The organism is Pantoea sp. CFSAN033090 (assembly GCF_001264395.1).
Lineage (GTDB): Bacteria > Pseudomonadota > Gammaproteobacteria > Enterobacterales > Enterobacteriaceae > Pantoea > Pantoea agglomerans.
In genome coordinates this window covers 123,179-145,141 of sequence record NZ_LGYX01000004.1, presented here as the reverse complement: position 1 = coordinate 145,141, position 21,963 = coordinate 123,179, and the positions used below count along the sequence as shown (strand labels likewise).

Genomic DNA, 21,963 nt, shown 5'->3' with positions numbered 1-21,963 from the left:
TTTAAAACCCCATTCCGTGATTTTTTGCCTGCTATTTCCTTTACACTGGCTGACTCATTACGTTGATGACCAGGAAAAGTACACAGGATGTCTGCCTCACCCGCTTCTAAAAACCTTGCCCCGATAGTGATGCCGATTGCCGTGCTGCTGATTGCGATGCTGTCGCTTCAGGGCGGTGCTTCGCTGGCGAAAAGCCTGTTTCCTGCCGTTGGCGCTACCGGCATCACCGCGCTGCGTCTGGGCTTTGGCACCCTGATACTCTGTATTATCTTCAAACCCTGGCGTTTACGCTTTAGCCGGGAACAACGTCTGCCACTCCTGATGTATGGACTGGCGCTGGGCACAATGAATTTCACGTTCTATCTGGCGATTCGTACCGTGCCGCTGGGTGTGGCGGTGGGACTGGAATTTACCGGCCCACTGGCGCTGGCGCTATTCGGATCGCGACGGCCACTGGATTTTGTCTGGGTGCTGCTGGCCGTGATTGGTCTATGGTTCCTGCTGCCTTTTGGCACAGGCATGACTGCGATTGATCCGCTGGGCGCTGCGCTGGCAGTGAGCGCAGGCGCCTGCTGGGCGATCTATATCCTGGCGGGACAGCGGGCAGGCGCAGAACATGGCCCGGCGACAGTAGCTATCGGGTCGCTGATTGCCTCAGTGATTTTTGTACCGCTGGGGCTGACGTTCGCAGAAAGTGGCATCTGGACATGGGCCGTTATGCCGATCGCGTTGCTGGTTGCCCTGCTCTCCAGCGCCATTCCCTATTCGCTGGAGATGATCGCCCTCACCCGCTTACCGGCGCGCATCTTCGGCACGCTGATGAGTCTGGAACCCGCCATGGCTGCCTTTTCCGGCATGCTGTTTCTGGGGGAAACCCTGACCGGGCTTCAGTGGCTGGCGCTGCTGGCGATCATCATCGCCTCGGCAGGTTCAACGCTGACCATGCGGCCGAAAAAGAGTCAGTTAAACAGCGTTGAATTATCAGACGATATCCAAAAATAAACGCTATCCGCCCCGCCTGCTGGCGGGGCTAAATAATAATCATGCTCATCATGAGAATTATTCCTAATCGTCGCTCCTTCCTGCGCTGTCTATTTTGAAACAGACACTTACCAGTTATTTACATAATAGAGTAACAACATGATTTAAATAGCTATTTATTTTGTTTTATATTTTAACATGGCATTAACCTTCTTAGCCCAGCTCTGCTTTGAGTAAAGACGCACGCTATTTCATCCATCGACAAAGTCGTTTCTGCAAAGCTGAAAAGCGCTGCTATACTTATCCGGTACTTGATTAGGACAACCATCAAAGAGAGGACTGAAACGATGAGTACCGCTAAATTGGTTAAAACTAAATCTTCTGACCTGATTTATACCCGCAATGATGTGGCCGAAGACGATAAAAAAGCCACCATCGCGGTGTTAAACCGTCTGGTAGTCGAGTTTATTGACCTGTCATTGATCACTAAGCAGGCGCACTGGAACATGCGCGGTGCTAATTTTATCGGTGTGCATGAGATGCTGGACGGCTTCCGCACCGCGATTACCGATCATCAGGATACTATTGCCGAGCGTGTGGTTCAGCTGGGTGGCGTGGCGCTGGGCACCACGCAGGTCGTTAACGATACGACTCCGCTGAAGAGCTATCCGCTGAATATCCATAGCGTTCAGGATCATCTGAAAGCGCTGGCAGACCGTTACAGCGTTGTCGCGAATGACACCCGTAAAGCGATCACTGAAGTAAAAGACGAAGATACCGCTGATATCTTCACTGCGGCATCACGTGACCTTGATAAATTCCTGTGGTTTATCGAAGCGAACATCGAATAAGACTCAATGCAGTCTGTCAGGCGGGGAAACCCGCCTTTTTTACGTCTGTGTTACCGCATTTTTATGACCCTGTTAACAGTTCTTCTCTCCTTCGCTTCACAGCCTTAACATCTGAGGCACACTACCGCTTGCACCAAAACAGCCACCTGCACCAAAACTAAGCACCAAACTGGTGCAACGGCAGAATTAACTGCAAAATCGTGTCAGCTATGTTATTTAACTCTCTGATTTCGCGGATTTTGCAAAGTTGGCATAATTCTTTCATATGACAAGCCGCAAACGCAGGCCCTGCCGCCTGGTAGTAAAAAAAGGAAAAATGATGAAGTCACTGTTAAAAGTTTCTGTGGCCGCGCTGGCGCTGGCCTTCTCTCTCTCTTCCACTGCAGCAGACAAGAAGCTGGTCGTCGCCACGGATACCGCCTTTGTTCCGTTTGAATTTAAACAGGGTGATAAATATGTCGGCTTCGATGTGGATCTGTGGGATGCCATTGCGAAAGAGCTGAAGCTCGATTACACCCTGAAGCCAATGGACTTCAGCGGCATTATCCCTGCACTGCAAACGCGCAATGTCGATCTGGCACTGGCGGGTATCACCATTACCGAGGAACGTAAAAAAGCGATTGAGTTCTCTGACGGCTATTACAAAAGCGGTCTGCAGGTGATGGTGCGTAACAATGAAAACGACATCAAAGGCATCAGCGATCTGAACGGTAAAGTGGTCGCAGTGAAAAGCGGCACCGGCTCCGTGGAATACGCGAAAGCCAACATCAAATCCAAAGATCTGCGTCAGTTCCCGAATATCGATAGCGCCTATATGGAGCTGGGCACTAACCGTGCGGACGCCGTGCTGCATGACACGCCAAACATCCTTTACTTCATCCATACCGCCGGTAAAGGCCGCTTTAAAGCGGTAGGCGATTCAATTGAAGCGCAGCAGTATGGTATCGCCTTCCCGAAAGGCAGCGACGATTTACGTGAAAAAGTAAACGGCGCACTGAAAACCCTGAAAGAGAACGGCACCTACAACACGCTCTATAAAAAATGGTTTGGCACTGAACCTAAATAATAATTTGCCCGTTATCTGATTTCAGCAGGGAAACTTTTTCCCTGCTTTTTTCCATCGCAACATATCTGGAGTGACACCATGGAGTTTGACTGGAGCGTCATCTGGCCCGCCATGCCAGCGCTGCTTGAAGGCGCTAAACTGACCTTAATTATCTCAATTATTGGACTGGTTGGCGGCCTCTTCATCGGCCTGGTAGCGGGCTTTGCCCGCGCTTACGGTGGCTGGATCACCAATAACATCGCACTGGTGTTTATCGAAATTATTCGCGGCACCCCTATCGTGGTGCAGGTGATGTTTATCTATTTTGCTTTGCCGATGGCGTTCCCCGACCTGCGCATTGATCCCTTCAGCGCGGCGGTGGTGACCATCATGATTAACTCCGGCGCTTACATTGCCGAGATTACCCGTGGTGCCGTGCTGTCGATCAACAAGGGCTTCCGCGAAGCCGGACTGGCGCTTGGCCTGTCGAGCCGCGAGACGCTGCGCTACGTGATTATGCCGCTGGCGCTGCGCCGCATGCTGCCACCGCTGGGCAACCAGTGGATTGTCAGCATCAAAGATACTTCGCTGTTTATCGTTATTGGTGTGGCTGAACTGACCCGTCAGGGTCAGGAGATTATTGCCGGTAACTTCCGCGCGCTGGAAATCTGGAGCGCCGTCGCGATTATCTATCTGGTTATTACGCTGGTGTTGAGCTTTGTGCTGCGCCGCATTGAGAAAAGGGTGAAAATCCTGTGATTGAATTTAAAGATGTCTCCAAGCATTTTGGCCAGACCCAGGTGCTGCACAATATTGACCTGAAGATTAACCAGGGCGAAGTGGTGGTGATTATCGGCCCATCCGGTTCCGGTAAATCAACCCTGCTGCGCTGCATTAACAAGCTGGAAGAGATCACCAGTGGCGAACTGATTGTCGATGGCCTGCGCGTCAATGATCCGAAAGTCGATGACCGCCTGATTCGTCAGGAAGCGGGCATGGTGTTTCAGCAGTTTCATCTGTTCCCACAGATGAGTGCGCTGGATAACGTCGCCTTTGGTCCCATCCGGGTGCGCGGTGCCAGCAAAGAGGCGGCACGCCAGCTGGCGCGTGAGCTGCTGGGCAAAGTGGGCCTCGCCGAACGCGCGCACCATTTCCCGTCTGAGCTTTCCGGCGGTCAGCAGCAGCGCGTGGCGATTGCCCGTGCACTGGCAGTTAAGCCGAAAATGATGCTGTTTGATGAGCCAACCTCAGCGCTCGACCCGGAACTGCGTCACGAAGTGCTGAAGGTGATGCAGGATCTGGCGGAAGAAGGCATGACGATGGTGATTGTGACGCACGAAGTAGGCTTCGCACAGAAGGTGGCCTCACGGCTGATCTTTATCGATAAAGGCCGGATTGCGGAAGATGGCGATCCCGACAGCCTGATCAGCAACCCACCGAGCGAGCGTCTGCGCGAATTCCTGCAGCACGTCTCCTGATCAAAATGGGCCGCTAAGCGGCCCTTTAAGGTTGTTGACAACGTTCGCCCGGTCCGCTGTAAGACCGTACCTGCGCCGGGAACACGGTCAGATCGGAAAGACGCAAAAGCCGTCATCCCTGACATGCTCGGCCCGCGCGATTACGCACCTCATCCCTGAGGTGCGCCCGTAGCCGGGCCAACGCGTTGCGTTGTTCAAAAACGCTACCGGCGTTTTTGTCCCTGGCGCGGGACGCTTTCCTCTTCTGACCGCGCTCCCTGCGCGTTGAGCTTATTCGTTGCGGTCAGATTAGCCCTGTTTACTGACAGGGAAAAACACCTCAGTTCCCCAGGCGACTCAGCAGTTTAGTGCGCTGGGCGGCAGGCATAAAACTCCACGCCAGGAAACGGCTCTGCTTCTGACCCTGCGCCATATTAACCACCCGCATCTCCGCCACGTCGAGCGCCTGCAGCTGTTTTTCCAGCGCCGGTAAGTTCTCTTTGCGCGACACCAGCGAGGTAAACCAGCCGATCTGACGACTAAACGCCACGCTCTCGGCGATCATCTTGCCGATAAAGCCCTTTTCGCCCCCGGGATACCACAGCTCATTGTGCTGGCCGCCAAAGTTGAGCGGCGCACTCTTATCCAGTCCGAGATTGCGGACCTTACGCTGCGATCCCGATACCGCTTCTTCCGCCGACGCGTGGAACGGCGGATTACACATTACTGCACTGAAAAATTCAGTTTTACTGACTACACCAGCCAGCACTGCATCGCTGTTTTTCTGACGACGCAGACGGATCTGGCGCGTCAGGCGCGGATTGGCTGCAACAATACGGTTAGCGGCTTTGATGGCGGCTTCATCGACTTCGGTGCCGGTAAAGCGCCAGCCATATTCTGCCGCGCCAATCAGCGGATAGATGCAGTTTGCACCGCAGCCGACATCCAGAACGTCCGCCGTCGGGATCACGCCGTTGTTATCCAGCGCCAGCAGATCGGCAAGGTAGTGCAGATAATCGGCGCGTCCCGGCACGGGCGGGCAGAGTGAGCCGGGAGCCAGCTGCCAGTCGATGTCGTAAAATAGTTTGATCAGCGCCTGGTTCAGCAGCATCACCGCCTCCGGGTCCGCGAAATCCACGGACTGCACGCCATACCCATTGGGCCGGACTTTGGCTTTCAGCGGCGGATGGGCAGCGGTTAACGCGGCAAAATCGTATTCGCCCTGATGGCGATTGCGGGCGTGGAAGGGCGACGTGCTGGCTGACTTTTTCATACGTTCTCTCAATTATTCAGGCGCGCGTACAATACGCTGTAGGCGGCGGAAAATAAACCCGCACCATCCGCTTACCTCTTTCCGATTCCGTCGGGCGATGCTGTCGGGCTAAGATAAATAAAATTCCCTGCTGGAGAAGTTATGACCCGGAAACGCTATTCCTATCAACCCCGTGCTGGTCACGGTCTGCCGCACGATCCGCTGAACGCCATTATCGGGCCGCGCCCGATCGGCTGGATTAGCTCAGTGAGCAGCAGCGGCCAGCACAATCTGGCACCTTACAGCTTCTTTAACTGTTTCAACTATCATCCACCGATTATCGGTTTCGCCAGTAGTGGCTGGAAAGACAGCGTGAGAAATATTGCTGAGACCAAAGAGTTTGTCTGGAACCTGGCGACGCGTCCGCTGGCGGAAGCGATGAACGAAAGTTCCGCCTCGCTGCCTGCCGATCAGGATGAGTTCGCCTTTGCCGGTTTAACGCCGCTGGCGGCTTCACAGGTCAGCGCCAGTCTGGTGGCAGAGAGCCCGGTCAACTTCGAGTGCCGCCTGACGCAACTGATTCAGCTGCAGGATGCCAGCGGCAATCTGATCGACAGCTGGCTGGTGCTGGGGGAAGCGGTGGCGATTCACATCGATGAATCGCTGCTGGAAGAGGGCATTTATCAGACCGCTAAAGCCGAGCCGATTCTGCGCGCGGGCGGCCCCAGCGCCTATTACGGCATCAGCGAAGCGCAACGTTTTGATTTAGTCCGTCCGGACGCACGCCGCAGATAATCCTTACCCCACAAGCGCATCGGCCCGGTGCGCTTTAATCTGAGCCACCGCGCGGGCGATGTCGGGTGCAAGCCAGCGATCCTGCTGCCAGCGCTCAACAACCTCCCGCAAATGCTGCCAGGCGCGCCGCGTGCCTGCTGCCAGCTGTGATTCACCGTGAAACTCCAGCGCCTGCGCCGCCAGCAGATACTCAATCGCGATAATGTGATCAACATTGCTGACCAGTTTCAGCAGCTTCAGCGCCGAGCCGGTGCCGAGGCTCAGATGATCCTCCTGTAATCCTGAAGTGACATAGTTATCAAGCACCGCAGGCTGCGCCAGCTGACGGTTCTCCGCGCAGAGTGATGCCGCCACGTACTGCGCAATCATCATGCCGGAATTGACGCCCGGCTCGGCCACCAGAAACGGCGGCAGGCCGCTGACCAGCGGATTCACCAGCCGATCAAGCCGTCGCTCGGCGATGCTGCCCAGCTCCGCCATCGCAATCGCCAGCAGGTCGCAGGCCATTGCCACCGACTCGCCATGCGGATTGGACTGTGACACCACGCGCCAGGCCTGCGGCGTCCCCAGCACCAGCGGATTGTCGGTACAGGCGTTGAGTTCGGTCTCCACCTGACGGACAGCGTGACTAAACTGATCGCGACAGGCGCCGTGCACCTGCGGCATCGAGCGCAGACTGAGTGCATCCTGAGTCCGGATGCCAACGCTGGCTTTCAGCAGCGGGCTGTCACTCAGCAACTGGCGCAGGCGTTCGCCACTGCGCTGAATCCCCGGGCTGGCCTTCAGCGCCAGCACCTCAGGGTCAAACGCCACCATCTGACCGCGCAGCGCCTCAAAGCTCATCGCACCGGTAACGTCTGCCCAGTCCAGCAGCCGTTCGGCATCGTCCAGCGCCAGACAGGCTAAGCCGGTCATACAGGGCGTGCCGTTGACCAGGCTCAGCCCCTCTTTGGCACCAGGCCGGTAAGGGGCTAATCCCGCCTGGGCCAGCGCCTGCTGCGCGGGCATGATTTCACCCTGCCACTCCACTTCGCCGATGCCAATCAGCGCCAGGCCGATATGCGCCATGTGGGTCAGATATCCCACCGATCCCTGCGACGGTACCTGTGGCGTAATCTGCAGGTTTAGCAGCGCCAGGAGATGTTGCACCAGCGCCACTGAAACACCTGATTTTCCGTGGCTGTAGTTCGCAATCGCAGCGCACAGAATGGCGCGGACCTCGGGTTTTGCCAGCACCGGCCCGACGCCACAGGCATGACTCAGCAGGGTATTGCGCGACAGCTGGCTCAGCTCATCTTCAGACAGGGTGAGGTTGCACAACGCCCCCAGCCCGGTATTGATGCCGTAAGCCACCTGCCCCGCCGCCACGATATTACCGACGATTTCACGGCTCTGCGCAATGCGCTGCCAGGCACTGTCGCTCAGCATCAGGGTGGCGCCGTGCCGGGCGACCTGCACCAGCGCCTGCCATTTCAGCGGGCCATCGCCCCAGACCAGCGTCTGACGTATTACGTCGCTCATACCACCGGCTCCACCTGATGATGACTGGAGATAAACTGCTTAAAGCGCGCCGATCCCGCCTCGCCGAACATCGCCTCTGGCGTGCCCTGACAATCAATAGTGCCCTGATGCATAAACACCACCCGGTTAGAGACGTTGCGGGCAAAACCCATCTCATGGGTCACCACCAGCATAGTGCGGCCCTCTTCCGCCAGGCTGCGCATGACCTTCAGCACCTCGCCTACCAGTTCCGGATCGAGTGCCGAAGTTGGCTCATCAAACAGCATCACCTCCGGGTCCATTGCCAGCGCCCGGGCGATCGCCACCCGCTGCTGCTGACCGCCTGAAAGCTGGGCGGGATAGAAATCTTTGCGATTCAGCAGACCGACCCGATCCAGCAGCTGTTCCGCCTGGGCAATACAGGCTTTTTTATCGCGCTTGAGGACGTAGTGCGGCCCTTCAATGACATTCTGCAGCACCGTCAGGTGCGACCAGAGGTTAAAGCTCTGAAACACCATACCGAGCCGGGAGCGCAGCCGCTCAATCTGACGCGGGTTAGCCGCCAGCTGGTGTCCCCGGGCATGGCGCTTCATCTCAATGGTTTCACCGCCCACGCTGACCACGCCCGCGTCAGGCGTCTCAAGCAGATTAATGCAGCGCAGCAGCGTACTTTTGCCCGAGCCGCTGGCACCGAGTATTGAGATAACATCGCCCTGGTGCGCCTGCAGCGAGATGCCTTTCAGCACCTCCATGGCGCCAAAGGATTTATGGATATCGCTGGCCGACAGCGTGACGGGTGGCAGTTCAGACATGTTTATTTTCCTCCAGGAATCGGCTTAGCGGCCGGTAACGGCTTTTTTTCCGGTTTATGAACCGGCGTCAGACGCCGCTCCAGCAGGGCATACAGTTGCACAATGATGAAGTTGAGGATCAGGTAGATTGCCGCCGCACAGAGAAACACCTCCATGGTGCGGTAAGTACGCTGGATAATCTGCTGCGCCACCCCGGTGACATCCCAGACCGTGACCAGACTGGCCAGCGCGGTCGACTTCACCAGCAGAATCGCCTCGGTGGAGTAAGCGGGCAGCGCATAACGCAGCATCACCGGCGCGATAATGCGCCGCAGCAGCAGCCCGCGCGACATGCCGCACGCCATCCCCGCCTCCACCTGACCGGGCGGCACAGCCAGCAGCGCACCGCGCAGGATCTCCGCGGTGTAGGCGGCGGTGCAGAGCGACAGCGCCAGCACCGCACAGGTAAAGGGCTCACGCAGAAACGGCCAGAAGAGACTGTGCCGGATCACACCAAACTGCCCCAGACCGTAGTAGATCAGGAACAGCTGGATCATCAGCGGCGAGCCGCGAAACACCAGAATGTAGCCACGGGCAAAAGCACTCAGCAGACGCCAGCGGCTCATGCGAAGCGCCAGAATACCCACCGCCAGCACGCCACCGCACAGAAAGGCGCTGATAAACAGGCCCAGCGTAACCGGCAACGCGGCGCTGAGTTTCAGGAAGGTGTCAGTGAGGAACGCGAAATCGATCATAAGTCTCCTTAATGCTGTGCAGCGGTGCGGCTTTGCCAGGCGCGACCAAGACGGGATTCAGCCCGCAGAAAGGCGCGGTTCGACAGCAGCGTCAGCAGCAGATAACAGGCACCGCCCACCAGGTAAAAGGAGAAGTAATCACGGGTGGAGCCGGCCGCAATCTGGCTGGCCCGCATCAGCTCGACAATGCCGGTCACTGACACCAGCGCCGAGTCTTTCAGACTCATCTGCCAGACGTTTGACAGGCCGGGCAGCGCATAGCGCGCCACCTGCGGCAGCAGGATGCGTTGCCGGATGCGCCAGCGCGGCATACCAATAGCGACAGCGGCTTCGATCTCCCCTTTCGCCAGGGCCAGCCGTGCGGCACGATAGACTTCCGCCTGGTAAGAGCCGGAGATAAGCCCGATGGCCAGCGCCCCGATCAGAAACGGCGGCGCTTCGATAAACCCGTCCGCGCCAAACAGTTGTCCGATCTGCGTGATCAATCCCGATCCGCCGAAGTAGAACAGGTAGATCACCAGCAGCTCAGGGATGCCACGAAAGATCACCGAGTAGCCTTCCCCTGCCCAGCGCACCGCGCGGTGCGGGGATAACTTTGCAGCGGCAACGCCCGATCCCACTACCGCACCGACCAGCAGCGCGGCAAATGAGAGCAGCAACGTCGTCAGCGTGGCACTCAGAATCAACCGTCCCCAGCCCTCCGGGCCAAAACTCAGCAGGCTTATCATCAGTTACCTCACTCAGGGTGTGACGTCAGTTTTGAACCACTTCTCGCTCAGCTTTTTCACTGTGCCATCGGCCAGCGCGGCTTTGATCGCCTGATCCAGCCGGGCTTTCAGATCGTTGTCTGCCATGCGCACGCCCATCGCCTCGCCCTCACCCCAGATTGGGCCGCCCAGCTGCGGACCGCTAAAGCTGAGGTTACGGTTATCCGGTCGCGCCAGCATCGACTGCGCAAAGGTCACATCGTCAAACACCGCGTCAATACGCCCCGCCTGCAAATCAAGGATCGCATCGGCTGAGCTGGTGTATTCCCGCACATCCGCCACCTCTTTGAAGTACTTGTCGATAAACGGCGTGTAGACGGTGCCGGAGGCGATACCGATGGTTTTGCCCTTCAGCGCCGCTTTCAGGGGTGCGATGGCAGGCTCCACGGTTTTCTCATCGTCGGTGAGTTTGATGATCTTATTGTCGGCAGGCAGCAACGACCCTTTCACCGTGATGAAGGTGGCGGGCGTTGAGGCGTAGGGCACGGTGAAATTGATCACTTTCTTGCGCTCGGGGGTGATCACAATTGCATCCATGATCACGTCATATTTTCCGGCATTCAGACCGGCGATCATTCCATCCCAGTTCTGCACCACCAGCTTGCACTGTATTGCCATACGCTGGCAGAGATCGGCCATCAGCTCCGGTTCAAAACCGCCCAGCTTGCCGCCTGGCAGGGTGAGGTTCCAGGGTTCATAACTGCCTTCGGTGGCAATGGTGATCGACTTCCACTCTTTGGCCTGGGCGCTGACGCCACAGAGCAGCAGGCTGGAAACCAGCGTAGTGAGACATAAACGACGAAGAGTCAGAGGGTACGTCATACGGTTCTCCTGAAAGTAGCGGCCTGGTGATCGCCCTGACGAGATTTAACATAAATTTCACAGGATGATATGTCATGTATATACAAGTTAACGCAGCGCAGTTCATTGCCGGCTTTATCGTTTTGTGAGCCAGACAGAATTTATTACGCAGATGGCGGTGCTGCTGCACTTGTACATACAACCAAGCAAAGGTTATGCCAGCTCTGCAGAGGTGGAAAAAAGCGGCGGGAGTCTGTGAGCTGGCAGGCGACCTGCCCGCCGCTGCACTTAATCAGGGCAGCGATGCACCGGAGTGGCGCATCGCTCTGGTGAGTTTTATTGCGATTTAGCCTGCGCCAGCATGGCGTGGATCAGTGCCTTCAGCACGTTCTGCAACCGGGCGGCACGCGCCTGCTGCCAGGCGTAAGGTGGGGTTTCATCCATGTAGTTGAGCTGCGCCAGCTCCAGCTGGACCGCCTCAATTTGCTGCTGCGGCTGACCGTAGGCACGGGTGATGTAACCGCCTTTAAAGCGCCCGTTAATCACCCAGCTGTAGTCGTTCTGCGCCGCGCACACGGCCTCCAGCGCCGCACTCATTGCAGGCGTGCAGCTTGCGCCGTCGTTGGTGCCGATGTTGATATCGGGCAGACGTCCGTCAAACAGGCGGGGAATTTCACTGGCGATAGAGTGGGCGTCAAACAGCAGCGCATAGCCATGCTGCGCTTTGAGCCGCGCCAGCTCCTGTTGAATCTGCTGATGATAGGGCTGCCAGATCTGATCGATGTAGCCCTGACGCGCCGTGTCGTCGGGTGTTTTGCCTGGTGCAAAGGTCGGTGTACCGTCGAACAGGGTTTCCGGGAACAGGCCGGTGGTGGCGCTGGTGTAGAGCGGCTGGTTATCGGGCGGGCGATTGAGATCGACCACAAAGCGGGAGTAGCGGCCGATTAACACGCTGGCCCCGAGATCACGCACAAAATCATACAGCAGGGGAATATGCCAGTCGGTGTCGGGTAAGCCGCGCGCGGCCTCACTCAGTCCGGCTTCCACGTCGGGCGTCAGCTCGGTACCGGCGTGGGGAATGCTGACCAGCAGCGGCAGACTGCCCTGGGTAAAATGGAAAGGGTTCATTGCGGTTCTCCACGATAGATAACGGTACAGGGCAGTTCACCACCCAGCCAGTAAACCAGTTCTGCCGGACGGGCCAGCGGCCAGTGAACGAAGTTCGCCACTTTTCCCGCCTCCAGCGAGCCGTGACTGTCAGCCAGCCCCAGCGCTTTTGCCCCCCACAGCGTGACGCCCGCCAGCGCCTCTTCCGGCGTCATGCCAAACAGGGTACAGCCCATATTAAGCATCAGACGCAGCGACAGCGCAGGCGAGGTGCCGGGATTGGCATCGCTGGCCAGCGCCATCGGCACGCCATAGCGCCGGAAGAGATCCACCGGCGGACGCTGCGTCTCCCGCAGCAGATAAAATGCACCAGGCAGCAGCACCGCCACGGTGCCATGTTGTGCCATCGCTCTGGCATCCTCCTCGGTGGCATATTCAAGGTGGTCGGCAGAGAGCGCCCCATAGCGCGCCGCCAGTGCTGCGCCACCTGACGCCGAGAGCTGCTCCGCATGCAGTTTCACCGGCATGCCAAGCGCCACTGCACGGTCAAACACCCGCGCCACCTGCTGCGGTGAAAAGGCGAGATGCTCGCAGAACGCATCCACCGCATCCGCCAGTCCCAGTGCCTGCACCTGCGGCAGCAGCCGTTCGCAGATGATATCAACCCAGCCATCCGGGTCGTGCTTAAACTCCGGCGGAAAAGCATGTGCCGCCAGACAGGTGGCACAGACGTCAGCGGCTACGCTCTCTCCCAGCCGGCGAATCGCCCGCAGCATCCGCAGTTCGCTCTCTTCATCCAGGCCATAGCCGGACTTGATCTCCACGGTGGTGACGCCCTCGGCCAGCAGGCGGTTAAGCCGCCAGCGAGCCGATGCCACCAGTTCCTCTTCAGTGGCGGCGCGGGTAGCGCGCACGGTTGAGAGGATGCCACCGCCCTGCGCGGCAATCTCTGCATAGCTGACGCCATTCAGGCGCTGTTCAAACTCCTGGCTGCGGTCGCCGCCAAACACCAGGTGAGTATGACAATCCACCAGCCCCGGGGTCACGATGCCGCCCGGCAGATGATGATGCTGATCGGCGACGAACGCGGGCATCTCCGCCTGCGGCCCGACCCACACCAGCCTGCCCGCCCGCACCACCAGCGCCCCCTGCGGGATAAGATGGTACTTTCCGTCACGCATGGTGACCAGGTCAGCCCCGGTCCACACCGTCTCTACGCGCATCTCTTCTGCCATCGCTGCCTCATGCCTCCGCCGTTTACACTGTGCCTCAAAGTATGTATATGTATATACAACCACATCCGATGAGGATCAACCATGGCGACTTTTTTTGCCTCGCGTGCCCTGCTGGCGGAGGGCTGGCAGCAGCAGGTGCGTATCACGGTCAATCAGGCCGGTTTTATCGACTCCATTACTCCGGATAGCCACGCTGATCAGGCTATCCGGCTCAACGGCGAGGTGATCCCGGGAATCGCCAACCTGCACTCGCACGCCTTCCAGCGTGCCATGGCGGGTCTGGCTGAAGTGGCGGGCGATCCTCAGGACAGTTTCTGGACGTGGCGGGATCTGATGTACCGCATGGTGCAGCGCCTGACGCCGCAACAGGTGGGCGATATTGCCGCCCTGCTCTACATCGAGATGCTGAAAGGCGGCTACACCCAGGTGGCAGAGTTTCACTACCTGCACCACGACACACAGGGTGCGCCCTACAGTGATGATGCGATGCTGCAACAGCTGATTGAAGCGGCGGAGATCGCCGGTATCGGCCAGACGCTGCTGCCGGTGCTCTACAGCTACAGCGGCTTCGGCAGCCAGCCAGCGTCGGCGGGTCAGAAGCGTTTTATCCAGCAGACCGACCGCTATCTGCAACAGCAGGCGCGGCTTGATACGTGGCAGCAGCAAAGGCCACTGCTGAACCGTGGCCTCTGTTTCCATTCACTGCGGGCGGTGAGTGAAAGCCAGATGCAGGACGTGCTGGCGGCCAGTGATCTGACACTGCCGGTACATATCCATGTGGCTGAACAGCAGAAAGAGGTGAATGACTCGCTGGCGTGGAGCGGCGAGCGTCCGGTGGCCTGGCTGCTGAACCGCTTTGAGGTGGATGCGCGCTGGTGCCTGATCCACGCCACCCATCTGGATGAGAGTGAGCTGGCGCGTCTCGCCCGCAGTGGCGCAGTGGCGGGTCTCTGCCCGACCACTGAAGCCAACCTCGGTGACGGCATCTTTCCGGCAGTGGAGTACATCGCGCAGGGCGGACGCTGGGGCATCGGCTCTGACAGTCACGTTTCGCTGAGCGCCCAGGAGGAGCTGCGCTGGCTGGAGTATGCTCAGCGACTGCGCGACCAGCGTCGCAACCGGATTACCCTGCCCGGCCAGCCGTCGGTAGGCGATCTGCTGTGGCAACAGGCAGCAGCGGGCGGTGCGCAGGCGTGTGGCATTCAGCAGGGCACGCTGGCGGTGGGACAACGTGCCGACTGGCTGGTGCTGCGGGATGAGGCGTGGCTCGGCAGCGTCGGGTCGCACGCCGTCCTCAACCGCTGGCTCTTTGCCGGGCAGCGCGATCAGATTCGGGACGTTTATGTGGCGGGTAAAGCCGTGGTAGAAGATGGGGTGCATCCGCACCAGACGGCGTGTGCCGCCCGCTTTGCTCAGGCGATGGAGGCGCTGCGATGATCGCCCGGTTCACGTACGCGGAGCTGGCGGTCAGCCGCTGGCGCAACGGCGGCGGCGAGACCCGCGAAATCATCAGCTTTCCGCCCGGCGCGGAGCGCTTCGGCTGGCGCGCCAGCATTGCGACGCTGGCGCAGGATGGTCCCTTCTCAGCCTTTCCTGACATTGATCGGGTGATTACCCTGCTGCATGGCGATCCGGTGTTGCTGACCGCGCCGGGCGTGCAGCACTTACTGACGCCTCAGCAGCCCTGGGCGTTTGCCGGCGAACTCGCCTTAACGGCAAAGCTGCAGGGCAGCGTCAGCGAAGATTTTAATATTATGACGCGGCGCGGGGAATGGCAGGCAGCGGTAGAGGTGGTGACCACGCCGGTCAGCACTCTGCATGGCGTTGCCTGGGTGCTGGCTGGCGCCTGGCAGACGGCTGACGGGGAACGGCTGACCGCACAACAGGGCGCGTGGTGGGTCGATGAAGAAACAGCACTCAGCCCGTGCGATACCGATGCCCGGCTGCTGTTTACCCGTCTTAACCGTGTCCCCTGAAGCGGCCCAGTAATTTGTAACGTGAGCCGGGATAGAGCAGCCGCGCATAGGTCACGATTTTAGTGTCGCTCCAGGTCTGACGGCGAATCAGCAGGCAGGGTTCGTGCTCATCCACCGACAGATGTTTACGCTGACGCGCATCGGGCAACACCGCTTCAACAATGTGCTCGCCCGCCGTCAGCGGCGCAACGCGCATCAGATAGGTGTAAGGCGTCATCTGCTGATAATCCTGCGTCAGGTAATCGGGCGCGACCAGCGGATTGACCAGACGGTCCTCCAGCTGCACCGGCAGATCATTTTCGTAATGCACAATCAGCGAATGATAGAGCGTCTGCCCGGTGGTCAGGCCCAGCACCGCCGCCTGCTCAGGATCGGCTTTGTCCTGGCCGATGGCGAGAATTTTGCAGCTGTGCTGATGGCCGCGCTGAGCGATCTCATCGGCGATGTTATGCACCTCCAGCATGGCGGTGTAGCCTTTCATCTCCGCCACGAAGGTTCCGACGCCCTGCATCCGCACCAGAAAGCCTTCGCTGGTGAGTTCACGCAGCGCCCGGTTAATGGTCATGCGGCTGACGCCCAGTTCATTAACCAGTTCACTTTCTGATGGCACACGCTGATTCGCTTTCCACAACCCTTCACGGATCTGGCTGACGATGGCCTGCTTCACCCGCTGATAAATCGGGGCAGGCTCATCGCTCATTGCCGCCGCCAGTTGTGCCAGTGCCGTATGCTCAACCATTTGCTGTTCCTTATGCTGAAAGTCCCCTAAGTTTACTGTCTCACCGTGTGAATGTATATACATCCAGTACGCTGCGCGGTGCCCCAATGGTGCAGCCTGCGCATCCTGATGGTGCAGCCTCTGAGTAGCGCTAAATAGTCAACCCACAGCGGACGGGCAATCGATTTTTGTGATCGGCCTGGCACGGCACTTGCTTGCTCTCTTTGATTGTATAGACAAGCATAGACAAGAATTAACGCTTATGTTTCACTCGTATTATTCCGCTGGATAAGGGCAAGGAGAGCAGTTTAGCCACACCAGCACACTTGTATAGACAGGAGTAGACTATGTCAGGTTCGTTTCAGGTTTTGCGCCTGGTGCCAGGCGAGGTGGACCTCGCCACATTACGCGCTATCTATCAGGGCAACGTCACGCTGACGCTTGATGAGCCCGCGCGTCAGGCAATTGCGGCGGCGCAGCAGACCGTGGATGCGATTGTCGCCTCTGGCAACGTGGTGTATGGCATTAATACCGGCTTCGGCAAGCTGGCGCAGACGCAAATCCCGGCCAGTCGGCTGGCGGATCTGCAGCGTAATCTGGTGCTGTCACACAGCGTCGGGCTGGGCGATCTGCTGCCCGACAATGTTACCCGTCTGGTGGTCGCCACCAAAATCATCAGCCTGGCACGCGGTCACTCTGGCGTGCGAATCGAACTGGTTGAGGCGCTGCTGACGCTGTTCAATGCGGGTGTCATGCCCTGCATCCCGGAAAAAGGCTCGGTCGGTGCCTCCGGCGATCTGGCACCGCTGGCGCACATGTCGCTGATGCTGCTGGGCGAAGGTCAGGTCCGGCTCAGGGGTGAGTTGATCCCGGCCACCGAAGGACTGGCAAGCGTGGGCCTGTCGCCGTTTGTACTCGGCCCGAAAGAGGGACTGGCGCTGCTTAACGGCACCCAGGTCTCAACTGCGCTGGCGCTGCGCGGCCTGTTTGAGGGTGAAAACCTGTTTGCCGCCGGTCTGATGGCCGGTGCGCTGTCGCTGGAGGCGATTAAAGGCTCGCTAAAACCGTTCGACGCCCGTATCCATCAGGCGCGCGGTCAGCATGGTCAGATTGCGGTCGCCGCTGCCGTCAGCACCCTGATTGAGGGCAGTGAAATAGTGCTGTCGCATACGCATTGCGGCCGCGTTCAGGATCCCTACTCCATCCGCTGCGTGCCACAGGTGATGGGTGCCTGCCTGGACAACTTCAGCCACGCGGCGCGGATTCTGGAAATCGAAGCGAACGCGGCCTCTGACAACCCGCTGGTGTTCAGTGACAGCGGCGATGTGATCTCCGGCGGCAACTTCCACGCCGAACCGGTGGCCTTTGCTGCGGACATCCTGGCGCTGGCGATTGCCGAAGTCGGGGCCATCTCCGAGCGGCGGCTGGCGCTGCTGCTGGACAGCGGCTTGTCGGGTCTGCCGCCCTTCCTGGTGCGCGACGGCGGCGTAAACTCCGGCTTTATGATCGCCCAGGTGACCGCCGCCGCGCTGGCCTCTGAGAATAAATCGCTGGCCCATCCGGGCAGCGTCGACAGTCTGCCGACCTCCGCAAATCAGGAAGATCACGTCTCGATGGCAACCTACGCCGCGCGCCGTCTCGGCAGTATGTGCTTTAACAGCGCCGCGGTAGTCGGCATTGAGGCGATGGCCGCCGCACAGGGCATTGAATTCAACCGGCCGCTGAAAAGCTCTGCGCTGATTGAGCAGGCCATCGACACCATTCGCGAGCAGGTCGCCTTCCTTGAGGAGGATCGCCTGCTGGCTCCCGATATCGAGGCAATGCGTCAGTGGGCAAGTCGCACTGACTGGCCTCAGGCATTGACCGCGCTGCTGCCGAGCATGCGCCCAACTTCTTGAATTAAGGAATCTTTCATGAGCGAAACTCTTTCTCAGGCTGTGGCACGTGAAATTCGCGCGCCTCACGGTACCACGCTGCACTGCGCCAACTGGCTGATTGAAGCCGCTTACCGCATGATTCAGAACAACCTCGATCCCGATGTTGCCGAGCGGCCGGAAGATCTGGTGGTTTATGGCGGCATCGGTAAGGCGGCGCGTAACTGGGAGTGCTTCGAGCAGATCCTGCGTTCGCTGCGGGCACTGCAGCCGGATGAAACCCTGCTGATCCAGAGCGGCAAGCCGGTCGGCATCTTCCGCACCCATGCGGATGCACCCCGCGTACTGCTGGCAAACTCCAATCTGGTGCCGCACTGGGCGACCTGGGATCACTTCCATGAGCTGGATAAAGCGGGCCTGATGATGTACGGCCAGATGACCGCCGGTTCCTGGATCTATATCGGCGCGCAGGGCATCGTGCAGGGCACCTACGAAACCTTCGTGGAAGCGGGAAGTCAGCACTACAACAACGACCTCAGCGGACGCTGGATCCTCACCGCCGGGCTGGGCGGCATGGGCGGCGCGCAACCGCTGGCGGGCGTTCTGGCCGGGGCCTGTGTGCTGGCGATTGAGTGTCAGGAGTCGCGCATCGATTTCCGCCTGCGTACCCGCTATGTAGATTACAAAGCCACCACGCTGGATGAAGCGCTGGCGTTAATCAGCGAAGCGACCGCGGCGAAAAAAGCGATTTCGGTCGGGCTGCTGGGCAATGCCGCCGAGATCCTGCCGGAGCTGGTGAAACGCGCCCGGGCGGGAGGGCCAAAACCGGACATCGTGACCGATCAGACCTCGGCACACGATCCAATTAATGGCTATCTGCCGGCTGGCTGGGATCTGGCGCGCTGGCAGCAGGAACGCGTCTCACAGCCGAAGGCAGTGGAGAAAGCGGCGCGTGCATCAATGGCGGTCCACGTGCAGGCGATGCTCGACTTCTGTCATATGGGCATCCCGACCGTGGACTACGGCAACAATATCCGTCAGGTAGCGCTGGATGAGGGTGTCAGCAACGCCTTCGACTTCCCTGGCTTTGTACCGGCCTACATCCGTCCGCTGTTCTGCGAAGGAAAAGGCCCGTTCCGCTGGGTGGCGCTGTCCGGCGATCCGGAAGATATCTACAAGACCGACGCGAAACTCAAAGAACTGTTCCCGCACCACAAAACGCTGCATCGCTGGCTGGATATGGCGCAGGAGCGCATCGCCTTCCAGGGACTACCAGCACGTATCTGCTGGCTGGGACTGGGCGAACGGCATCTTGCCGGTCTGGCGTTCAATGAAATGGTGCGCAACGGCGAGCTGAAAGCGCCGGTGGTGATTGGCCGCGACCATCTCGACTGCGGCTCGGTTGCCTCACCTAACCGTGAAACCGAAGCGATGAAGGATGGCTCGGATGCGATCTCAGACTGGCCGCTGCTCAACGCGCTGCTGAATACCGCAGGCGGCGCGACCTGGGTCAGCCTGCATCATGGCGGTGGTGTCGGCATGGGCTTCTCGCAGCACGCCGGTATGGTGATTGTCTGTGACGGCAGCAAAGAGGCGGATGCGCGTCTGGGTCGGGTATTGTGGAATGACCCGGCCACCGGCGTGATGCGTCATGCCGACGCGGGTTATGAGCTGGCACAAAGCTGCGCGGCAGAGCATGAACTGAACCTGCCGATGCAGAAGTAATACGCTGAACGGGGCGGGCAGCGGTTTGCCCCGTTTTCTTCGCGTTTTTCCCTTCTGAAGCCCTGCCCGGACATCACTTCCTTATTACTTATTCCATTTTGATTTAGCCTATAGCCAGATTTCGTCCTGCCGGCGATAGACGCAGCGCCACCCGACCTCTAAAGTGAAATCTTCTCATTCTGTATGGAGCGCGACTCTGCATGACCCTTTCCCCTGCCCTGCTTGAAGATGCCCTGCGCTGGCGCCGTGAGTTTCATCGCCACCCCGAATTAGGTTACCAGGAACAGCAAACCAGCCAGTTTATCGCTGATGAGTTAGAGCGGGCGGGATTGCAGGTGTTTCGTGGTCTGGCGGGCACCGGCGTGATCGGCACGCTGGAAAACGGTCCCGGCCCTGTTATCGGGCTGCGTGCGGATATGGATGCGCTGCCGATTACGGAAAAAGGCGACACTGAATGGCGCTCCGCCACTCCCGGCGTGATGCACGCCTGCGGGCACGACGGTCACAGCGCCATTCTGCTGGCCGCCGCCCGACAGCTGGCCGCCACACGCCAGTTCAGCGGCACGGTACATTTCATTTTTCAGCCTGCCGAAGAGAACCTGGGCGGTGCGCGCAAAATGGTGGAAGAGGGACTGTTCCAGCGCTTCCCGATGGATGCGATCTATGCGATGCACAACTGGCCGGGCCTGCCGCTGGGGTCACTGGCGGTTAACCCTGGCGCCATGATGGCGTCGCTGGATTCGTTTGAGATTACCCTGCACGGCAAAAGCTGCCACGCGGCGATGCCGGAAAGCGGTGCCGACCCAATGGTGGTGGCGGCTGAGCTGATTCTGGCGCTGCAGACGATTCCGTCACGTCGGCTCTCGCCGCTCGCCTCGGCGGTGGTCAGCGTGACGCAGATCCACGGTGGCGAAGCAATCAACGTGATCCCGGAACAGATTGTACTGCGCGGCACGGTGCGCTGCCTGCAGACCAGCGTGCGCGAAAAAGTGCGCGGGCTGATTGATGAGTTTGTTGCTACCCTGCCACGTCCGTTTGGCGTCAGCGGTGAGATTGAGTGGTTACCGGGCTATCCGGTGACCGCCAACCATGCTGCCCCGGCTGAGCAGGTGCGCGAGGTGGCGCTGGCGACGCTGGGGGCCGAACAGGTTCAGTGGCAGGTCAATCCGTCGATGGCGTCTGAAGATTTTGCCTGCATGATGGAGGCCTGTCCGGGTGCCTACTTCTGGCTGGGCGCGGATGGCGACACGCCTTCCGCCCCACTGCACAACGCCCGTTATGACTTCAACGACGCGCTGCTGCCAATTGGCATTACTTTCTGGCAGAACCTGGTTGAACAGACGCTGCCAGCAGCCTGAGTCAGTAACCGGCGGCGAGGATCTGCTGCTCTGCCGCCGCCAGCGAGTCGCACTGGCCGCTGGCGCGCAGGCAGCAGGCGAGCTGCAGTCGCATTGATGCGGGCACCGGCCGCTGCTGATTCAGCACCTGCTCAATCCAGCGCGCGGTTACCTCTGCCGTCTTATCGGCCGGCAGTTCAACGGCCACTTCGGGCTGACGCTCAACCCACACTTCCGCTTCTGCGCCTGCGCCCTGAATCATGCTGATCGCCGGGCAGCGCTGTGGATTGGCATAGACTTCCCCTTCGGTGCCATTGAGCAGTATCGCAGGCGCATCGATGTCACTGAAAAATTTCGCCACACGCGGCACATACTCCGGATGCGACACGCTCGACAGACGCAGCGCCGCACGTTCGGCAAACGGGGTCGCCAGTTTTGCCAGCGTATGCGCGCTGTTACGCACGCCCATTCGCCAGCGCAGCGACAGCTGTTTCGCCATTGGCGGGCAGAGATGATCGATGGTGATAAAGGCGAGTTCGCCCTGATCGAGTTTTGCCTGCGCCGCCTCTGCGGTGGTGACGGGGGTAATACCCAGCGCGGCAAACACCGCTTCACTGGTGATGCGCGTCGCGTCGTCGCTGACGCCATGCACCAGCACCGGGAAGCCAAGTTTTACCAGCAGCAGCGCCAGCAACGGCGTGAGATTGCCCTGCCGGCGTGCTCCGTTGTAGCTGGGGATCACAACCGGCATCGGGCGGTTTTCCGGCGCCTGCAGTTGCATCATCTGCGCCTGCATCGCCTGATAAAAGCCGCGCATTTCCGCTTCGCCTTCGCCTTTGATACGCAGCGCAATCAGAATGCCGCCCAGCTCCAGGTCCGGCACCTCGCCCGCCAGCATCGCGCCATAGAGCGCCACGGCAGTATCAAAGTCGATATCGCGGGCATGATTTTTACCGCGACCAATCTCTTTAATGATTTTATTCAGTTCCATCACTC

At 59.3% G+C, this 21,963-nt stretch carries 22 protein-coding genes; 12 read left to right on the top strand and 10 right to left on the bottom strand.

What is annotated here, in order from left to right; all coding sequences use genetic code 11:
- Positions 1-87: 87 nt before the first annotated feature.
- From rhtA to glnQ, 5 genes are all read left to right on the top strand, one after another.
- Positions 88-1,002 carry a threonine/homoserine exporter RhtA gene (gene rhtA / locus AFL22_RS04105; RefSeq protein WP_010254339.1) on the top strand — a complete coding sequence of 305 codons (915 nt, stop codon included), beginning with the start codon at positions 88-90 and terminating at the stop codon, positions 1,000-1,002.
- Positions 1,003-1,328: 326 nt separating this feature from the next.
- Positions 1,329-1,832, top strand: a complete 504-nt coding sequence (gene dps / locus AFL22_RS04100) for a DNA starvation/stationary phase protection protein Dps (RefSeq protein ID WP_010254336.1) — start codon at positions 1,329-1,331, stop codon at positions 1,830-1,832.
- 319 nt (positions 1,833-2,151) lie between these two features.
- Complete coding sequence (gene glnH, locus AFL22_RS04095; protein WP_010254333.1) at positions 2,152-2,898, top strand: glutamine ABC transporter substrate-binding protein GlnH; 747 nt, start codon at positions 2,152-2,154, stop codon at positions 2,896-2,898.
- A 78-nt stretch (positions 2,899-2,976) separates the two neighbouring features.
- Positions 2,977-3,636 carry a glutamine ABC transporter permease GlnP gene (glnP, locus tag AFL22_RS04090; RefSeq protein WP_022625976.1) on the top strand — a complete coding sequence of 220 codons (660 nt, stop codon included), beginning with the start codon at positions 2,977-2,979 and terminating at the stop codon, positions 3,634-3,636.
- The gene (glnQ, locus tag AFL22_RS04085) at positions 3,633-4,355 is read left to right on the top strand and encodes a glutamine ABC transporter ATP-binding protein GlnQ (RefSeq protein ID WP_010254327.1); all 723 of its coding nucleotides are present in this window, start codon (positions 3,633-3,635) and stop codon (positions 4,353-4,355) included. Before glnP ends, glnQ begins: the two co-directional genes overlap by 4 nt.
- A gap of 319 nt (positions 4,356-4,674) precedes the next feature.
- Here the strand turns inward: glnQ and rlmF are convergent, their stop codons facing one another.
- Entirely contained in the window at positions 4,675-5,607 is a 933-nt protein-coding gene (gene rlmF / locus AFL22_RS04080; RefSeq protein WP_010254323.1) for a 23S rRNA (adenine(1618)-N(6))-methyltransferase RlmF, read from the bottom strand.
- A 141-nt stretch (positions 5,608-5,748) separates the two neighbouring features.
- Between rlmF and AFL22_RS04075 the strand changes: the two genes are divergently transcribed.
- Positions 5,749-6,381, top strand: a complete 633-nt coding sequence (locus AFL22_RS04075; RefSeq protein ID WP_022625978.1) for a flavin reductase family protein — start codon at positions 5,749-5,751, stop codon at positions 6,379-6,381.
- A gap of 3 nt (positions 6,382-6,384) precedes the next feature.
- Here the strand turns inward: AFL22_RS04075 and hutH (AFL22_RS04070) are convergent, their stop codons facing one another.
- The 5 genes from hutH (AFL22_RS04070) to AFL22_RS04050 are packed head-to-tail and all read right to left on the bottom strand — an operon-like array spanning position 6,385 to position 11,016.
- A complete protein-coding gene (gene hutH / locus AFL22_RS04070; RefSeq protein ID WP_052270852.1) occupies positions 6,385-7,902 on the bottom strand; it encodes a histidine ammonia-lyase in 1,518 nt (505 codons plus the stop codon).
- Positions 7,899-8,693 (bottom strand): ATP-binding cassette domain-containing protein, encoded by a 795-nt coding sequence (locus AFL22_RS04065; protein WP_022625980.1) that lies wholly within the window; start codon positions 8,691-8,693, stop codon positions 7,899-7,901. Before AFL22_RS04065 ends, hutH (AFL22_RS04070) begins: the two co-directional genes overlap by 4 nt.
- Before the next feature lie 2 nt (positions 8,694-8,695).
- The gene (locus tag AFL22_RS04060) at positions 8,696-9,427 is read right to left on the bottom strand and encodes an ABC transporter permease subunit (protein ID WP_010254311.1); all 732 of its coding nucleotides are present in this window, start codon (positions 9,425-9,427) and stop codon (positions 8,696-8,698) included.
- 8 nt (positions 9,428-9,435) lie between these two features.
- Positions 9,436-10,155: an ABC transporter permease subunit gene (locus AFL22_RS04055; protein ID WP_010254310.1), complete on the bottom strand. Its 720-nt coding sequence runs from the start codon at positions 10,153-10,155 to the stop codon at positions 9,436-9,438.
- Positions 10,156-10,167: 12 nt separating this feature from the next.
- Positions 10,168-11,016 (bottom strand): transporter substrate-binding domain-containing protein, encoded by an 849-nt coding sequence (locus tag AFL22_RS04050; RefSeq protein WP_052270851.1) that lies wholly within the window; start codon positions 11,014-11,016, stop codon positions 10,168-10,170.
- 194 nt (positions 11,017-11,210) lie between these two features.
- On the opposite strand from AFL22_RS04050, the gene AFL22_RS24630 reads away from it, so the two are divergent.
- The gene (locus tag AFL22_RS24630) at positions 11,211-11,345 is read left to right on the top strand and encodes a hypothetical protein (RefSeq protein WP_264353201.1); all 135 of its coding nucleotides are present in this window, start codon (positions 11,211-11,213) and stop codon (positions 11,343-11,345) included.
- On the opposite strand, the gene hutG is transcribed toward AFL22_RS24630, so the two are convergent.
- Entirely contained in the window at positions 11,332-12,123 is a 792-nt protein-coding gene (gene hutG, locus AFL22_RS04045; protein ID WP_010254308.1) for an N-formylglutamate deformylase, read from the bottom strand. The two genes, AFL22_RS24630 and hutG, sit on opposite strands and share 14 nt — an antisense overlap.
- On the bottom strand, positions 12,120-13,337 hold the full coding sequence (hutI, locus tag AFL22_RS04040) for an imidazolonepropionase (RefSeq protein WP_052270850.1): 1,218 nt from the start codon (positions 13,335-13,337) through the stop codon (positions 12,120-12,122). Before hutI ends, hutG begins: the two co-directional genes overlap by 4 nt.
- An 81-nt stretch (positions 13,338-13,418) precedes the next feature.
- Here hutI and AFL22_RS04035 point away from each other — a divergent pair, with 81 nt between their 5' ends.
- Positions 13,419-14,774 (top strand): formimidoylglutamate deiminase, encoded by a 1,356-nt coding sequence (locus AFL22_RS04035; RefSeq protein WP_052270849.1) that lies wholly within the window; start codon positions 13,419-13,421, stop codon positions 14,772-14,774.
- On the top strand, positions 14,771-15,313 hold the full coding sequence (locus tag AFL22_RS04030; RefSeq protein WP_052270848.1) for a HutD family protein: 543 nt from the start codon (positions 14,771-14,773) through the stop codon (positions 15,311-15,313). Before AFL22_RS04035 ends, AFL22_RS04030 begins: the two co-directional genes overlap by 4 nt.
- Here the strand turns inward: AFL22_RS04030 and hutC are convergent.
- Positions 15,297-16,052 (bottom strand): histidine utilization repressor, encoded by a 756-nt coding sequence (gene hutC / locus AFL22_RS04025; protein ID WP_010254300.1) that lies wholly within the window; start codon positions 16,050-16,052, stop codon positions 15,297-15,299. The two genes, AFL22_RS04030 and hutC, sit on opposite strands and share 17 nt — an antisense overlap.
- A 326-nt stretch (positions 16,053-16,378) precedes the next feature.
- On the opposite strand from hutC, the gene hutH (AFL22_RS04020) reads away from it, so the two are divergent.
- The 3 genes from hutH (AFL22_RS04020) (at position 16,379) to AFL22_RS04010 (ending at position 20,988) form a co-directional block, all read left to right on the top strand.
- Positions 16,379-17,929 carry a histidine ammonia-lyase gene (gene hutH / locus AFL22_RS04020; protein WP_052270847.1) on the top strand — a complete coding sequence of 517 codons (1,551 nt, stop codon included), beginning with the start codon at positions 16,379-16,381 and terminating at the stop codon, positions 17,927-17,929.
- 15 nt (positions 17,930-17,944) lie between these two features.
- The gene (hutU, locus tag AFL22_RS04015) at positions 17,945-19,630 is read left to right on the top strand and encodes a urocanate hydratase (RefSeq protein ID WP_052270846.1); all 1,686 of its coding nucleotides are present in this window, start codon (positions 17,945-17,947) and stop codon (positions 19,628-19,630) included.
- A 200-nt stretch (positions 19,631-19,830) separates the two neighbouring features.
- Positions 19,831-20,988 carry a M20 aminoacylase family protein gene (locus tag AFL22_RS04010; protein WP_052270845.1) on the top strand — a complete coding sequence of 386 codons (1,158 nt, stop codon included), beginning with the start codon at positions 19,831-19,833 and terminating at the stop codon, positions 20,986-20,988.
- Position 20,989: 1 nt separating this feature from the next.
- Here AFL22_RS04010 and ybiB read toward each other — a convergent pair whose 3' ends face one another.
- Positions 20,990-21,958: a DNA-binding protein YbiB gene (gene ybiB, locus AFL22_RS04005; protein WP_010669720.1), complete on the bottom strand. Its 969-nt coding sequence runs from the start codon at positions 21,956-21,958 to the stop codon at positions 20,990-20,992.
- Positions 21,959-21,963: the final 5 nt, after the last annotated feature.

Coding starts and splice junctions, on each gene's coding strand:
- rhtA (WP_010254339.1), top strand. CDS start 88: ATGTCTGCCTCACCCGCTTCTAAAAACCTTGCCCCGATAGTGATGCCG.
- dps (WP_010254336.1), top strand. CDS start 1,329: ATGAGTACCGCTAAATTGGTTAAAACTAAATCTTCTGACCTGATTTAT.
- glnH (WP_010254333.1), top strand. CDS start 2,152: ATGAAGTCACTGTTAAAAGTTTCTGTGGCCGCGCTGGCGCTGGCCTTC.
- glnP (WP_022625976.1), top strand. CDS start 2,977: ATGGAGTTTGACTGGAGCGTCATCTGGCCCGCCATGCCAGCGCTGCTT.
- rlmF (WP_010254323.1), bottom strand. CDS start 5,607: ATGAAAAAGTCAGCCAGCACGTCGCCCTTCCACGCCCGCAATCGCCAT.
- AFL22_RS04075 (WP_022625978.1), top strand. CDS start 5,749: ATGACCCGGAAACGCTATTCCTATCAACCCCGTGCTGGTCACGGTCTG.
- hutH (WP_052270852.1), bottom strand. CDS start 7,902: ATGAGCGACGTAATACGTCAGACGCTGGTCTGGGGCGATGGCCCGCTG.
- AFL22_RS04065 (WP_022625980.1), bottom strand. CDS start 8,693: ATGTCTGAACTGCCACCCGTCACGCTGTCGGCCAGCGATATCCATAAA.
- AFL22_RS04060 (WP_010254311.1), bottom strand. CDS start 9,427: ATGATCGATTTCGCGTTCCTCACTGACACCTTCCTGAAACTCAGCGCC.
- AFL22_RS04055 (WP_010254310.1), bottom strand. CDS start 10,155: ATGATAAGCCTGCTGAGTTTTGGCCCGGAGGGCTGGGGACGGTTGATT.
- AFL22_RS04050 (WP_052270851.1), bottom strand. CDS start 11,016: ATGACGTACCCTCTGACTCTTCGTCGTTTATGTCTCACTACGCTGGTT.
- AFL22_RS24630 (WP_264353201.1), top strand. CDS start 11,211: ATGCCAGCTCTGCAGAGGTGGAAAAAAGCGGCGGGAGTCTGTGAGCTG.
- hutG (WP_010254308.1), bottom strand. CDS start 12,123: ATGAACCCTTTCCATTTTACCCAGGGCAGTCTGCCGCTGCTGGTCAGC.
- hutI (WP_052270850.1), bottom strand. CDS start 13,337: ATGGCAGAAGAGATGCGCGTAGAGACGGTGTGGACCGGGGCTGACCTG.
- AFL22_RS04035 (WP_052270849.1), top strand. CDS start 13,419: ATGGCGACTTTTTTTGCCTCGCGTGCCCTGCTGGCGGAGGGCTGGCAG.
- AFL22_RS04030 (WP_052270848.1), top strand. CDS start 14,771: ATGATCGCCCGGTTCACGTACGCGGAGCTGGCGGTCAGCCGCTGGCGC.
- hutC (WP_010254300.1), bottom strand. CDS start 16,052: ATGGTTGAGCATACGGCACTGGCACAACTGGCGGCGGCAATGAGCGAT.
- hutH (WP_052270847.1), top strand. CDS start 16,379: ATGTCAGGTTCGTTTCAGGTTTTGCGCCTGGTGCCAGGCGAGGTGGAC.
- hutU (WP_052270846.1), top strand. CDS start 17,945: ATGAGCGAAACTCTTTCTCAGGCTGTGGCACGTGAAATTCGCGCGCCT.
- AFL22_RS04010 (WP_052270845.1), top strand. CDS start 19,831: ATGACCCTTTCCCCTGCCCTGCTTGAAGATGCCCTGCGCTGGCGCCGT.
- ybiB (WP_010669720.1), bottom strand. CDS start 21,958: ATGGAACTGAATAAAATCATTAAAGAGATTGGTCGCGGTAAAAATCAT.